11 protein-coding genes are annotated in these 14,024 nt (G+C 67.7%); 6 read left to right on the forward strand and 5 right to left on the reverse strand.

Annotated features, from left to right (window positions below; all coding sequences use genetic code 11):
* The first annotated feature begins 50 nt into the window (after window positions 1-50).
* Both NFL01S_RS20530 and NFL01S_RS20535 read left to right on the forward strand, forming a co-directional pair.
* Window positions 51-347: an excalibur calcium-binding domain-containing protein gene (locus NFL01S_RS20530; protein WP_062977683.1), complete on the forward strand. Its 297-nt coding sequence runs from the start codon at window positions 51-53 to the stop codon at window positions 345-347.
* 89 nt (window positions 348-436) lie between these two features.
* Window positions 437-3,037, forward strand: a complete 2,601-nt coding sequence (locus NFL01S_RS20535) for a LuxR C-terminal-related transcriptional regulator (RefSeq protein WP_062977685.1) — start codon at window positions 437-439, stop codon at window positions 3,035-3,037.
* A gap of 82 nt (window positions 3,038-3,119) precedes the next feature.
* Here NFL01S_RS20535 and NFL01S_RS20540 read toward each other — a convergent pair whose 3' ends face one another.
* Entirely contained in the window at window positions 3,120-3,962 is an 843-nt protein-coding gene (locus tag NFL01S_RS20540; protein WP_245670810.1) for a class I SAM-dependent methyltransferase, read from the reverse strand.
* An 814-nt stretch (window positions 3,963-4,776) separates the two neighbouring features.
* Between NFL01S_RS20540 and NFL01S_RS20550 the strand changes: the two genes are divergently transcribed.
* On the forward strand, window positions 4,777-5,064 hold the full coding sequence (locus NFL01S_RS20550; protein WP_062977691.1) for a hypothetical protein: 288 nt from the start codon (window positions 4,777-4,779) through the stop codon (window positions 5,062-5,064).
* Window positions 5,065-5,267: 203 nt separating this feature from the next.
* On the opposite strand, the gene NFL01S_RS20555 is transcribed toward NFL01S_RS20550, so the two are convergent.
* Window positions 5,268-5,492: a hypothetical protein gene (locus NFL01S_RS20555; protein ID WP_062977693.1), complete on the reverse strand. Its 225-nt coding sequence runs from the start codon at window positions 5,490-5,492 to the stop codon at window positions 5,268-5,270.
* A 60-nt stretch (window positions 5,493-5,552) separates the two neighbouring features.
* On the opposite strand from NFL01S_RS20555, the gene yczR reads away from it, so the two are divergent.
* Entirely contained in the window at window positions 5,553-7,058 is a 1,506-nt protein-coding gene (gene yczR, locus NFL01S_RS20560; protein ID WP_062977695.1) for a MocR-like transcription factor YczR, read from the forward strand.
* Window positions 7,059-7,418: 360 nt separating this feature from the next.
* Here yczR and NFL01S_RS20565 read toward each other — a convergent pair whose 3' ends face one another.
* Window positions 7,419-8,618, reverse strand: a complete 1,200-nt coding sequence (locus NFL01S_RS20565) for an acetate kinase (protein WP_062978171.1) — start codon at window positions 8,616-8,618, stop codon at window positions 7,419-7,421.
* Window positions 8,619-8,644: 26 nt separating this feature from the next.
* Complete coding sequence (gene pta, locus NFL01S_RS20570) at window positions 8,645-10,717, reverse strand: phosphate acetyltransferase (protein WP_062977697.1); 2,073 nt, start codon at window positions 10,715-10,717, stop codon at window positions 8,645-8,647.
* A gap of 164 nt (window positions 10,718-10,881) precedes the next feature.
* Here pta and NFL01S_RS20575 point away from each other — a divergent pair, with 164 nt between their 5' ends.
* Window positions 10,882-11,709 carry an alpha/beta fold hydrolase gene (locus tag NFL01S_RS20575; RefSeq protein WP_084493006.1) on the forward strand — a complete coding sequence of 276 codons (828 nt, stop codon included), beginning with the start codon at window positions 10,882-10,884 and terminating at the stop codon, window positions 11,707-11,709.
* Window positions 11,710-11,895: 186 nt separating this feature from the next.
* Window positions 11,896-12,903, forward strand: a complete 1,008-nt coding sequence (locus tag NFL01S_RS20580) for a helix-turn-helix transcriptional regulator (protein ID WP_062977699.1) — start codon at window positions 11,896-11,898, stop codon at window positions 12,901-12,903.
* Between the two features lie 93 nt (window positions 12,904-12,996).
* On the opposite strand, the gene fgd is transcribed toward NFL01S_RS20580, so the two are convergent.
* Entirely contained in the window at window positions 12,997-14,007 is a 1,011-nt protein-coding gene (gene fgd, locus NFL01S_RS20585) for a glucose-6-phosphate dehydrogenase (coenzyme-F420) (protein ID WP_174555710.1), read from the reverse strand.
* Between the last annotated feature and the right edge of the window lie 17 nt (window positions 14,008-14,024).

Below are 14,024 nucleotides of genomic sequence, written 5' to 3' on the forward strand. Positions count from 1 at the left end.
TCCCGGTCGCGCGTGACGATGGGAGTACCCCAGTATCGAGGACTTCCGTGATGAACAGCTTCAGAACCCTCGCGCCTCTCGTCGTCGCAGGATGCGCGCTGGCCGTCCTGTCCGCGGCGCCGGCCGCCGCCGATCCTCAGATCTCATCGAATCGGGTCGAGGATTCACATCCGCTGCCCGCGGACCGCGCGGACGACGAGGCGGAGGACGACGACCATCCCTACTACATGAATTGCGTTCATGCCCGCAGCGAATCCCACACCCCGCTGTTCGCTGGGCAGCCCGGATATTCGTTTCGGCTCGATGCGGACGGCGACGGCCTGGCCTGCGAAGTAGGCGAGTACTGACCGGCCGTCCAGGGCCGGTCCCGTAATGGCGATGTCGCAGTGCACACTTCGCGGCGACTCCCGGGTAATACGGCCTATACAGTAGGTATATGGCGCGGAACTGGCCGATGATCGAACGGGCGAACGAGTTCGAAGCGATTCGCGCGACGCTCACCGGCTCCGATCATGTCGGCGCTGTACTCATCGGGGAACCCGGTGTCGGGAAGACCACCCTCGCGCGGCGAGCGGCCGAGGCAGGTGGCGGAAATATCCGCTGGGTCGCGGGAACCGAATCGGCGCGCAGTATTCCGCTCGGTGTGTTCGCGCATATGGTCGGTGTGTACACCGCGCATGATCCGGTGACCTTCATGGCCGCGGCCCGGGAAGCGTTGCTCGCCGACGGGCTCACCACCATCGGGGTTGACGACGCGCATCTGCTCGACCAGCTCTCCGCGACCCTGCTGCTGCAGTTGGCGATCGACAAGGCCGCGCGAATCGTCGCCACCGTGCGCGATGGTGTTCCGGTGCCGGACGCGGTGACCACGCTGTGGAAGGACGGCCATCTGCTGCGGATCCACCTGCCCCCGTTCACGCAGCAGCAGAGCGTGGACCTGGTGGAATCGATGCTGGGTGGGCAACTCGAGGGTTTCACCGCCAACCTGATGTGGGAGTCCTCGGGCGGTAACGCCCTGTTCCTGCGGCATCTGGTGGAGGGTGCGCTGGAGGCGGGTTCGTTGCGGCAGGTGAACGGGGTGTGGCAGTTGCGGGGGCGGGCCGCGGTCACCTCCGAATTGGCCGCGCTGCTGGAGGATCGGGTCGAGCAGCTGCCCGAATCCGTGCTGCGGGTACTGGAATTGCTCACCTTCTGCGAGCCCGCCGATCTCGAGGTGATGGCGGAGCTCGCCGGTGAGGAGGCGGTGGAAGCGGCCGAAAACGGCGGCGTGATCCGGGTGGTGGAGGACGGCCGCGATCTGGTGGTGCGGTACAACCATCCGCTGTTCGGTGAGGTGATCCGGCGCCGGCTGGGCATCGCGACCTCCCGGCGGTTACGCGGCAAGCTGTACTCCGCGCTCAAACAGCGCCGGATAAATTCCGCCGCCGATCGCATCCGGCTCGCCGAACTCGCCTTGGACAGCGATAAATCCGCCGATCTGGAACTGTTCGAATCCGCCGCCGAGGACGCCATCGGGCTGGCGAATCTCCCGCTGGGCGAACGGTTCGCGCGGGCGGCGGTGGAACGCCGCGGCGGGGTGGAATCCGCGGATCTGCTGGCCCGGGCATTGCTGTGGCAGGGGCACCGCATCGAGGCCGAGCGGACGCTGGCCAGTTTCGACGCCGACGATCTCGACGAGGTCCAGCTGGCCCGCTGGGGCAGTACCCGGGTGTCGAATCTGCTGTGGGCGATGGGCGATGCCGATAAAGCCGACGAGGTGCTGACGCTGGTGCGGTCGCGTATCACGCACCCGAAGATCGCCCTGATCACGACCGGCCTCGCCGCCGCCTGCGCGGTCAGCGAGAACCGGCTCGGCGATGCGCTGCGCGAATCCGAACAGGTGCTGCGGGCCGCGGACGCGCCGCCGTGGGCGGTGTGGTGGGCTGCGTTCGGTGGTGGGCTCGCGGCGGCGCTGCTCGGGCGCGCGGCCGAGGCACGGGACTATGCGGAGCGGGGGCGCGCGGTGGAGTCGCATATCGACGGCCTGAACCGGTTCATGTCGACACATGCCGAGGTGCTGGCGCTCGTCCTCACCGGCGACCTGGCCGCCGCGGGTCACCGGGCCACCGAATACTTCGGGTATTCCGCGCCCGGCCAATACCTGGCGTGGGGGATGTCGAAGATCCTGCAGGGCACCGTCGATGTGGCGCACGGCCGGTTCGCCGCCGGTATCGACAATCTGGAGCAGGCACTGGCCGCGCTCACCGCGGAGGGCGCCGCCGCCTGGATGTTCCCCGCCCGGATCCGGCTCGCCGAGGCCTACGCGGCGCTCGGCCGCCCGGCCGAGGCCGCCGAATCGATCGCCGAAGCCGATGCCCGCGGCGGCCGGCACAGCGCCGTCTACGAACCGCAGCTCGAGATCGCCCGTGCCTGCCTGGCGGCGGCCGAGGGCACGGTCAGCACCGCCGTCGAGCGCGCGCTCCGTGCCGCGGACGCCGCCGCCCGCGCCGACCAGCACGCCGTGGAGGCACTGGCACTGCACACCGCCGCCCGGTTCGGTGCGGGATCGGTGGCGCCACGGCTGGCCGATCTGGCGAACCGGGTGGACGGGCCACTGGTCCGGGCACAGGCGCGGCATGCGGTAGCACTGTCGCGGCGCGACGGCGCCGAGCTGGACGCGGCAGCAGCCGATTTCGAAAGCCTGGGCGCGCGGCTTTCGGCCGCCGATGCCGCAGCGCAGGCCGCCACCGCCCACGACCGCGCCGGCGATCGGCGACGACTGCTGGAATCGGCAGCTCACGCCAACCGCCTGGCCGCCGCATGCGACGGTGCGTCGACCCCGGCGCTACGCGACGCCGCCCAGCCGCTCCCGCTCACCGCCCGGGAGCGGGAGATCGCGAATCTGGTGGCGGCGGGCCTGAGCAACCGGCAGATCGCCGACCGGCTCACCGTTTCGGTCCGGACGGTGGAAGGACACCTGTATCGGGCTTGCACCAAGCTCGATGTCACCGATCGGGAGTCGCTCGCCGCACTACTATGCGGCAAATCTGCCCACTGAAGCCGTATAGCCGCTGGTCAACGGGTGAGGGAGGTGGCGGGTCGATGACACGGGTTCGCTACACGCGTGCCCCGGCTGCCGGTCACGACCGCAACCGGGCATGAGTGAAGCGGACCAGTTCCATCGGTCGTAGCCAGTCCGTGCGATCCCAGAACCCGGCTGCAACGGAGTCGGACTCTCCGATCGACTCCAGGGGGGACCAGCCTGCCGTGTCCAGCCACTCCGCGACTTGGCCGACGGCGGGCGTGCAGTGCCACGGTTCGCCCCGCGCGCCGACCGCCGCGGCGACTGCCCGGGCGTAGTCGTGACCCGCGTCGTCACGGTCTGAGGCGGGAACGATGTGGTCGAAAACCAGCTCGGATCCCGCCGCAAGTGCGCTCAGGGACGCGAAGGTCCGCCGTACCGCCTCGGCATCGAGGTACATCGACACCCCGAGCCAGGACACGAAGGTCGGGACGTCCGGCCTGAGTCCCGCGCGCACGAGTTCGGGAACCGGATCACCGGACGAGAGATCCACCGGCACCGATACACCCCGTTCCTGGATGCCGGCCTGATTCGACAGGGACGAGCGCCACGCGAGCACACCCGGAAGGTCGACATGCCAAATCTTGCACGAACGCGAGACCCGCCATGCCGACGTGTCGAGGCCCGCACCCAGCACGACGTACTGTCCGATGCCCGACGCGTGGAGCAGTCGTTCTGCGTACGCGCTCCGGGCGGCGGCCGACAGTCGGGCCGCAGCGAGTACCGCTTCTCCGGGATGGGAGCGATGAAACCCGAGAGGTGACGGCTCGCCCGCGGTGGCGCAGAGGCGTTCCGCGATCTCATCGAGGATCAGATGAGGTGGAGAGTCCACGATCGCGTGGGCGGCCCGTGCGGCGGCGGACATGAGTGCCGAAGGGCTCGGCGTGACGATGTCATTCACCCCAACCATCTACCCGAGTTCGAGCGGTATGTGTGGGAGGCGCGCCGCATCGATCTCCGAATAGTGCTGAAAGTAGTGGAATTCGAACGAATCCGCCGTCTCCTTCAGGCCGGCTCTGATCGGCGGGAAGGTAGCCGACGGCGGTCGGCGCGTCCGTCCGGTCCGGTTTCGGTCATCACCGGTGGTCGGCCGAGACGTTGTCCAAGGTTGTGTCCGGGGACGGTACCGAGCAGAAATAGGTATGCCGCGGGCGTTCGGCCGACGCGTGCCTGCGCCACGCGGATCAGGCTGGTGCCACCCCGTCGATATCGACCGCGAAGGCAGCCATGTATCCAATTGCGCTCCGAGAGTCCTGGCATCGCCGCACCGTTGATCATCGGCATCGTCGAACTCGACGAAGGACCGTGGGTCTACACCTCGATCGAAGGGCAGATCCCACTGGCGCCGAGCACCCCGGTGCGGGTGCGATTCCAGCCCCGGCCCCGAGAGGACAGAATCCCGGTGTTCGCGGTGATCCCGGAAACCGGCGGCCCGGCGGTTCGCCGCGAGCGAGCCCCCGGAGGAGCGAGGGAACGGAGGCCGCCCATGCCGTCGATTCGCCATCCGCTGGGCACCGTTCGGCGGCGCGAGGACAGTCCACCGGCATCCCACGGCACCGGCCCGGTCGAGGAGCTGAACCGGATCCGTGCGGTGAGGCGCCTCGGGCCGGGGCAAAAGTGGGCGTCCCCCGTTCGACAGGCGTTTCCAGGTCCTTGCCGGATCGGTTACGCTGACCGCTCGTCGAACACCCCGGGGATGTGGAGGTGCGTATTTTATGGGCAGGAAATCCGCCGTCCGATTCGCCGCGACCGTATCGTTGTGCGCTGCGACTGCGCTGCTCTACGGGTGTGCGCAGGACGCCGGTGGCCACGCCACGGCCGCGGCTCCGGTGGCGGCGCAGGTGACGACCGAGACCCCGCAGGAGCGCAGTGTGCGTATCCGGGATGAGCTGGTGCGGCTGGGGTGCGATACCAATTCCTGTATCCAGACGTATTTCGCCTGTGAGGACGGTTTGCTGTCGGGTGAGGCGTGCGAGTTCTACCGGCAGCATCCCCTGAAGTAGCCGAAACCAGTCCAGTTGAAAAACTGGACTGGCAGGGTTCGGCGGGCTGTCGACAGTGTGTGCCGGATCGCCTCGCCGTCGGCCGCAGTCCGCCTCATGGGTCCGGCGGGCGGACTTGTCCGGGGACGGTTCGGGGGTTCCGGGCTCGGCCGGGGTTACCGGATCAGGGGGGGGCACAACCTCGGGTTTTCCGGGGGTTGGGTTCAGGTTGTCCGGGTGTGTAGCGCCGACGCTTCCCGGTGCGAGCGTGCGGCATTCAGATCCCGGTGTCCGCGCTCGGCGTCGTACCGCGTGAGCGATTCTTCGGTGACCGAACCGAGTGGCCGGTACCGCTCCAGTAGTTCCGGTAGTCGCGATTCGGTGACCAGGTACTGGTGAGCGAAATAGACGAAGGTTCCCACTCCCACGAGCGCCACAAAGAGTGTCATCCTCCCACTATCACCCGAGTGGACTTGCCGATAAAGAGCCAATCGGTCGATACTGGACCTATGTCGACGAGAGTGCTCGGCGCCGCGGGTCTCGCCCGTGATCTGGGGCAGTGGCGCGGCCCGGACCCGGCATCCGCCGACGGGGGTGCGCGACGTCCCGCCCGGCCCGCCTATCTCGCCTTGGCGGAGGGGATCCGGCTGCTCATCCACGACGGGCGTGCCCCCCTGGGCATCGCCCTGCCCAGCGAACGCGATCTCGCCGCCACCCTCGGGGTCAGCCGCACCACCGTGACCTCCACCTATGCGCTGCTGCGCGAGCACGGTTACCTCATCACCCGGCAGGGCTCGCGGTCCACCGTCGCGCTGCCGCCGGCGATCGCGCACGACGGCGGCCGTGCCGGGCGCGGGATTCTGGCCACCATGGCCACCGGCGCCCAGCCCGCGGTCGACCTGACGTATGCCGCGATGACTGCGCCACCGGAGATGGAGGACGCATATTCGGTGGCGTTGCAGGGCATACCGTCGTACCTGAGCACCCACGGCATGGATCCGGTCGGGATCCTGCCGTTGCGCGAAGCGATTGCCCGTCGCTACACCGAACGCGGACTGCCGACCGGCGCCGACCAGATCCTGGTGACCCTCGGCGCCCAGCACGGTCTGCGACTGCTGCTGAATGTGCTCGCGCCGCCCTCGGCCCGGGTGCTCATCGACCACCCCACCTACCCGAATGCGATCGAGGCGATCCGGGATGTCGGCGCCCGTCCGGTGCCGGTGCCGTTACGTATCGAAGATCCGGATTCGGCCTGGGACCTGGACGGTCTGCGCAGCGCCGCCCGGCAGACGGCAGCGAGCCTGGCCTATCTGGTGCCCGACCACAACAACCCGACCGGATTCCTGATGGACGAGCCGGCCCGCGCGGAACTGGCCGCTATCGCCCGGGAGACCCGGATGATGTTGATCATCGACGAATCCATGGCGAATCTGTCGCTCGGTGATACGGCCCCGGTCGCGCCGGTCGCCGCGTTCGCCAAGGGCGCCGAGGTGATCACCATCGGTTCGGCGTCCAAATCGTTCTGGGGCGGGTTGCGGGTCGGCTGGATCCGGACCTCGGAATCGTTGATCACCCGGTTGCTCACCACCCGCGCGACCGTCGACCTCGGCACGCCGGTGATGGACCAGCTCGCGGCGGTCCATCTGCTCGAACACGCCGACCCCATTCTCGCGCGGCGCCGCAAACTGCTGCGCGATCAACGGGAGGCATTGCTGACGGCAATGGCCGAGGAGCTGCCGGACTGGTATGTGCTGCCGGGCGTGGGCGGGATGTCGGTGTGGGCGCAACTGCCCGCCCCGGTCTCGACCGCGCTGGCCGCCACTGCCCCCAATCACGGTGTGCTGCTGGCGGCGGGGCCGCGGTTCGGGGTGCAGGGTGCCTTCGAACGCTTTCTACGCCTGCCCTATACGAACCCCGAGCCCGAACTCCGCCGAGCCGTCACGGCCATAGCGGCCGCCTACGACGGGTTGGGGCCGCGGGCCGGCGACCAGTTGCAACCGCTCACCTGCTACTGACTCAGTGCCTGATAACTCGGTGCGATTCATCGGAGAGCCCTCCTCGGATGTCGTCGGTTCACCCTCGATCGGGTGTGGACTGCTGTTCCCGCGTCGTCGGGACCGGTTGCACCGGCACCCACAAGGTGCCGGTCAGCGCCTCCCCGTACGTTCGGCTCATCCGGCCTGCGCTCGGCCCGGCCGCGACCGAGCGCAGGCCGCGTCGGCACGGCTCTGCCTCGTGACTGCGGCACCGCCACCGGCGCCATCTCAGGTCTGCCCACCACGTGACCAGGCGAATCGTCCGGCTGCCCGGGGACGGTCGGCAAGCCGAGTTTCCGGGCACGTGCTGAGCACGGCTGTTACCGGGCGCAGCGCGGTTCAGGAGTGCCGGGTGACCGCCACCGCCGCCCGGGCGATGGCCAGTTCCTCGTTCGTCGGGATCACCAGAACTTGCACCGGACATTCCGGTGGGGAGATCCGCCGGGGTTCGCGGGATTTCGCGGTATTGAGTTCGGGATCCACCACGATCCCGAATCGGTGCAACCCGGCCAGCGCGTCCGCGCGTACATCGGGGTTGTTCTCCCCTACGCCCGCCGTGAAGGTGACCGCGTCGACCCCGCCCAAGTCGATCAAGTAGGCGCCGAGATAGTGACGCAGGCGGTGCACGTAGACGTCGTAGGCCGCGCGGGCAGCGGTATCGCCGGAATCGATCCGCCGCCGCAGTTCCCGGAAGTCGTTGACCCCGGCCATCCCGCGTAGCCCCGATCCACGGTTGAGTAACCTGTCGATACCGTCGACGTCCAGATGGGCGGTCCGCATCAGGTGCAGGATTATCCCGGGGTCCAGATCGCCGGGCCGGGTGCCCATGACCAGCCCCTCCAGCGGGGTCAGACCCATACTGGTGTCCACCGGGCGGCCACCGCGCAGGGCCGATACCGAGGCGCCGTTACCGAGGTGGAAAACGATCTGGTTCAGCGTTTCCGGTGGGCGGCCGAGGAATTCGGCGGCACGGCCGGAGACGTATTCGTGGGAGGTGCCGTGGAAGCCGTAGCGGCGGATCCCGTGCGTTTCGGCGACCTGGCTGTCGATCGCATAGGTTTTTGCGGCGGCCGGGAGACCGTGGAAGAACGCGGTATCGAATACCGCCACCTGCGGTGTATCGGGCAGTAGTTCGCGCACGGCCAGGATCCCGCGAATATTGGCCGGATTGTGCAGCGGGGCGAGTGTGCTCAGCTCGCGCACCGTGTCCAGGACCGCATCGTCGATCAGGGTGGGCCGGTAGAAGACCTCGCCGCCGTGCACAACGCGATGGCCCACGGCGGTGATTCCGGCAGTGGTGAGATCGTCGCCGCCTTCGGCGAATTTGGCGAAAGCCAGGCGTAAACCGGCAGTGTGGTCGGGGATCTCCTGTTGCTCGGTGAGTGTCCGATCACCGGCAGTGTGCTCGATCGCGCCGCCGTCCTCACCGATCCGCTCGACGAGACCGGACGCGATGATCGTGCCAGAATCCGGCTCCATCAGCTGGTATTTGATCGAGGACGAACCCGAGTTGACCACGAGTACGCGAATCGATTCCACCGCCGTCTCCTGTTCGCCGGACCGCGTCACTGCTGCTGCGCCTGAATGGCGGTGATGGCCACCGTGTTCACGATATCGGTGACCAACGCGCCCCGGGACAGGTCGTTCACCGGTTTGCGTAACCCTTGCAGCACCGGCCCGATCGCGACTGCGCCCGCGCTGCGCTGCACCGCCTTGTACGTGTTGTTGCCGGTGTTCAGGTCGGGGAAGATGAAAACCGTGGCTCGCCCGGCTACTTCGGAACCGGGGAGTTTGGCGTCGGCGACCGTGGGCTCGATCGCGGCGTCGTACTGGATGGGCCCCTCCACCAGCAGTTCCGGCGCTCGCTCCCGGACCAGTGCCGTGGCGACCCGCACCTTGTCCACATCCGCGCCGCTACCGGATTCGCCGGTGGAATAGGACAGCATCGCCACTCGCGTATCGATACCGAAACGGGTCGCGGTGGCTGCCGAGGATATGGCGATATCGGCCAGCTGCTCGGAGGACGGGTCGGGGACGACGGCGCAGTCACCGTAGGCGAGCACCCGGTCGGCCAGGCACATCAGGAAAACACTCGAGACCGTCGACACCCCCGGAACGGTTTTGATGATCTCGAAGGAGGGGCGGATGGTGTGCGCGGTGGTGTGCGCGGCACCGGACACCATGCCGTCGGCGAGACCGCGATGCACCATCATCGTGCCGAAATAGGAGATATCGCCGACTGTTTCGCGGGCCCGCTCGAACGTCATGCCCTTGTGTTTGCGCAGTTCGGTGTATTCGCGGGCGAAATCCTCGAGATGTTCGGAAGCCCGCGGGTCCAGCACCTGAGCACCGCTGATATCCACCCCGAGCTCCGCGGCGCGGGCCCGGACGGCTGTCTCGTCGCCCAGGATGATCAGGTCGGCGACCTTACGTTGCAGTACGCGCCCGGCCGCCCGCAGTACCCGATCGTCGTCGCCCTCGGGCAGCACGATGGTTTTGCGGTCCGCGCGGGCACGTTCGATCAGCTGGTATTCGAACATCTGCGGAGTGACCACGCTGGTCAACGGCACCTCGAGCCGGCGCAGGAACTGTGCCGCGTCCACATGGGTTTCCATCAGCGCCAGTGCGGTGTCCACTTTGCGCGGGTTGTCGGCGGACATCCGGCCGCGGGTGCGATGCGCGACGCCGGCGGTGTCGTAGGTGCCCGAAGCGGTGGTCAGGATGGGTAATCGGGGTTTCAGTCCGGTGATCAGGCGGGCGATCGCGGGATGGGGGAGCAGTCCCCCGTTCATGACGATCCCGGCCAGCGATGGGAAACTCTCCGCCTCGTGCGCGTTCACCACACTCAGCAGCACATCGGATCGGTCGCCCGGTGCGATCACGACCGCGCCGTCGAAAAGTCGTTCCAGAATATGTTCGGCGGTCATTCCGCCCACCATCACCCCCAGCGCCTCGCGGTGCAGGAGTTCGGGGTCGCCGCTGTACATCTCGCCGCCCAGCGCATCCCGTAGCTCGGCCATGGTCGGGGCGATCAGCAACGGTACTTCCGGCAGGCTCCAGCGCGGGACCCCGAAACCAGCGAGCCGCTCCCGTACCGGTTCGAGATCGTCCGGTGCGCACCGGTTCGCGATGATCGCCAGCAGTTGCGCGTGCTCGCTCGCCAATTCCGCCGTGCACAGCTCCACCAACTGTTCGACCTCATCCGGCGACCGCTGCGCTCCGCGCACCACCAGCAGTACCGGCGCCCCCAGGTTCACGGCGATCCGCGCATTGAATCGCAGTTCACTGGGGCTGGCCACGTCCGTGTAGTCGCTGCCGACGATCACTACGGCATCACAGGCCGCTGCCACCTCGTGGTAACGCATGACCATCTCGGAGATCGCGGCGTCCGGGTCGGCGTGCACCTGCTCGTAGCTCACTCCGGCTGCCTGGTGGTATTCGATATCGACGGTGCTGTGCTCGAGCAGCAGTTCGAGAATGTAATCGGGTTCGGTCGCCGACCGGATGATGGGCCGGAACACCCCCACCCGCGCGGTGGTCGCGCACAACATCTGCAGCACCCCGAGCGCCACGGTCGATTTCCCGGTATCACCCTCGGGCGATGCGATGTACACACTGGACGCAGCAACCTCGGCCATGAGCTAGAGCCTAACGGTGTGCACCGGTGCACCGGTGCTCGTGGCCTGGCACGGCCCGGTGACCGCTCGACAACTGGTAACGGTGACAATCCTGCGCGTTTCCGGTTGTCCTCTGCGTTAATCCGGTCGAACGGCCGGGGTGCGGTCACAAGAATAGGCAGCCTATGGAAACCAGAGATGTATTCGTCCCCACTCGGCTGGGGCAATTGCACGTTGTCGTCACCGGCCAGGGCGATCCGATGCTCATGTGGCCCAGTCTCCTGATGGACACAAGCCTCTGGGATGCCCAGATCGATTACTTCGCACGGAGTCACACCGTTATCGGGGTCGACCCCCCTGGCCACGGCAGGTCCAGTCCGCTCGAACGGCAGTTCACGTTCGGTGAATGCGCTCAGTGCGTAGTCGACGTACTCGATCACCTCGAAATCCCGTGGACCTACTTCATAGGAAATTCCTGGGGGGCGATGGTCGGCGCGACATTCAGTGCCGGATTTCCCGAGCGAGTCCGCGCGACCGTCCTCATGAACGGCACGGCATCGCCGGCCTCCCGGCGTCAGCGGCTGGAATACCGAGCGCTACTCGTTCTGGCGCGCATGCTCGGCGGTATCAGGCCACCGCTGACCCGGTCTGTCGTCCGCGCTTTTCTCGGACCGACCTCGCTACGAAACCGCCCGGACGTCGTCCGCCGGGTGCTGACCATTTCACAGAAGAACGATCCGGATTCACTGATCCATGCCGTCCGGTCCGTGGTGATCGAGCGTCCGGATCAGCGCGCCGCGCTCGCATCGATCAGCTGTCCGACCTTGGTTATCGCCGGCAGAGAAGACCGGACCTTCCCGCTGCCCGAGGTCGAAGCCATGGCGGAGAGCATTCCGGGGGCGCAACTGGCCGTTATCGATGATGCCGCCCACCTGATAGCGGCGGAGGTGCCGGATCGTGTCAACGATGCGATCCGTACCTTCCTGGATCGGCATACCCACACCGGCAGGTGAGCGGATCATCGAACGCCGGTCGTATCCGGGCTGTTCGCGCTACGAGGCGTGCCCTTCGCGGGGCAGGCCCGCGGTTTCCGGTTCCGTTGTGAGCGCGCTGGTAGGTTCACTGGCGACTGTTCATGCTCGTCCACGCCGGATCTTGGCCGTGTGGACACCGGGGCACACGGCGGGTGGAGGTTGCTCATGGCGCCGGTCGAAACCTATTCAGTGGGCCGCGCCGATACTTCCGCGGTTCCCGCGGCCGCGTCGGCCGACTTCTGGGCCGAACACGTGTGCCGCAACCAGGGCACTCTGCGGTTCCGTTTCGCCGACGCACCGACGTTCCGTGGCAGTATGTCGATTCAGGGAAATGCGGACTATCTGCTGATCGATGTCTGCTCCGACGACATCGTGTACACGCGGACGCGAGAAGATATCCGCGACGACGACGACGCCGGCCTACGGCTGGCCGTACCGACCGCCGGTGTGCTCGGTCTCCGGCAGGACGATCGAGCGGTGTGGGTTCGTCCCGGACAGGCCGCAGTCGTGACGAAATCACGTCCGGCGGATTTCCGGCAGCCGCGGGGAACGCGAGCCCGTGTACTGAGTATTCCGGCCGGTGCCCTGCCTCTCGCCCCCGGCGCCGGTCCGGCGGTCGTCGACCTGGAACAGGGCTTGGGGCCCATCGTCACGGGTATGGTCGGCGGCCTCGTCGAACAGCGCGCGACACTGGACGGATGTGGGTTCGCGGCCGCGTGCGACATGATCATCGAACTACTCGGATTGTGCCTGCGACCCGCAACCGCTTCCACCACCCTCGGGACGGTCGATCTCGCGGTCCGTGATTACGTCCGCCTGCATGCTACGGAACCCGATCTCACGCCCGCGGCGATCGCGCACGGTCTGGGCTGGTCGTTGCGGCAGATACAACTGGCGCTGCATCGCACCGGTACCACGCCCGGTCGACTGATCCGTACCGAGCGACTAGCCGTGGCACACCGGCTGCTGCGCCGTGGCCCCGCAGACCGCACCATCGTCGATATCGCCTATGCCAGCGGTTTCCGGTCGCTCAGCGCCTTCGGCGCCGCCTTCAAGGCGCGGTACGGATGCACGCCGCACGAGGTACGGTACGCGTCGCAGGGCAGCGGGCAGGAGGAGCCGGCCGGCGAGCGGAAACGCTGCCCCACGGTGCCCGGTGCCGGTGACCGATAACGTCGTCGCCACGATGCCGTGCTCGGCCGGCGCCCGGCGGTGCAGGTGACACTTCGCCACCTCTGTCCGCGGGTTCGCCGGCCGAGTACCCGCTTACGCCAGGTCGCGCAGGCGCGGTGCGAGATCACGCCGGAACAGGTCCAGGAACCGCCGCTGATCGTGCCCGGGGGCGTGGAAGACCAGGTGGTTCAGGCCCGCGTCCAGGTACGGCTTGATCAGTTCGACGGCCTGGTCCGGGTCGCTGGCGACGATCCAGCGTTTGGCGATCTGCTCGATCGGCAGCGCGTCGGCCGCCTCCTCCATTTCGATCGGGTCGGTGATGCTGTGCTTCTGTTCCGCGGTCAGCGACAGCGGCGCCCAGAAGCGGGTGTTCTCCAGTGCGAGATCGGGGTCGGTGTCGTAGGAGATCTTGATTTCGATCATCCGGTCGATCGTGCTGACCTCCCGGTCCACCTTCGCCGCGCCCTCGGACACCGCCGGCATCAGTTTCTCGGTGTAGAGGTCCATGCCCTTGCCGGAGGTGCAGATGAATCCGTCGCCGGCCCGGCCCGCGTACCGGGCCACCACCGGGCCGCCGGCCGCGATATACACCGGGATCCCGCCTTCGGGAACGTCGTAGATCGAGGCGCCGACCGTACGGTAGTAGGTGCCGTCGAAATCGGTGCGCGCGCCCGTCCACAGCGCCCGCATCAGATCCACCGATTCGCGCAGGCGTGCGAACCGCTCCTTGAACTCCGGCCATTCTCCGGCGTACCCGGTGGCGATCTCGTTCAGCGCCTCGCCGGTACCCACGCCCAGCATCACCCGTCCGGGATACAGGCAGCCCATCGTCGCGAAGGCCTGCGCGATCACCGCGGGGTTGTACCGGAAGGTCGGGGTGAGCACCGAAGTGCCGAGCATGATCCGCTCGGTGCGTTCACCCGCGGCCGCCATCCAGGCCAGGGAGAACGGTGCGTGCCCGCCCTTGTGCCGCCACGGCTGGAAATGGTCGCTCACCGTGGCGCTGTCGAGGCCGTGTTCCTCGGCCAGCACCGCCAGTTCCACCAGTTCCCGCGGTCCGAATTGTTCCGCCGACGCCTTGTACCCGAGCTTCAGCTCACCCATATGCGCCACTCCTGTCG

It is taken from the genome of Nocardia flavorosea NBRC 108225 (assembly GCF_001613385.1).
Lineage (GTDB): Bacteria > Actinomycetota > Actinomycetes > Mycobacteriales > Mycobacteriaceae > Nocardia > Nocardia flavorosea.

What these genes read in the sequence shown, in the direction of transcription:
- NFL01S_RS20575 (WP_084493006.1), top strand. Translation starts at nt 10,882, where the DNA reads ATGGAAACCAGAGATGTATTCGTCCCCACTCGGCTGGGGCAATTGCAC.
- pta (WP_062977697.1), bottom strand. Translation starts at nt 10,717, where the DNA reads ATGGCCGAGGTTGCTGCGTCCAGTGTGTACATCGCATCGCCCGAGGGT.
- NFL01S_RS20580 (WP_062977699.1), top strand. Translation starts at nt 11,896, where the DNA reads ATGGCGCCGGTCGAAACCTATTCAGTGGGCCGCGCCGATACTTCCGCG.
- NFL01S_RS20550 (WP_062977691.1), top strand. Translation starts at nt 4,777, where the DNA reads ATGGGCAGGAAATCCGCCGTCCGATTCGCCGCGACCGTATCGTTGTGC.
- NFL01S_RS20535 (WP_062977685.1), top strand. Translation starts at nt 437, where the DNA reads ATGGCGCGGAACTGGCCGATGATCGAACGGGCGAACGAGTTCGAAGCG.
- NFL01S_RS20555 (WP_062977693.1), bottom strand. Translation starts at nt 5,492, where the DNA reads ATGACACTCTTTGTGGCGCTCGTGGGAGTGGGAACCTTCGTCTATTTC.
- NFL01S_RS20530 (WP_062977683.1), top strand. Translation starts at nt 51, where the DNA reads ATGAACAGCTTCAGAACCCTCGCGCCTCTCGTCGTCGCAGGATGCGCG.
- fgd (WP_174555710.1), bottom strand. Translation starts at nt 14,007, where the DNA reads ATGGGTGAGCTGAAGCTCGGGTACAAGGCGTCGGCGGAACAATTCGGA.
- yczR (WP_062977695.1), top strand. Translation starts at nt 5,553, where the DNA reads ATGTCGACGAGAGTGCTCGGCGCCGCGGGTCTCGCCCGTGATCTGGGG.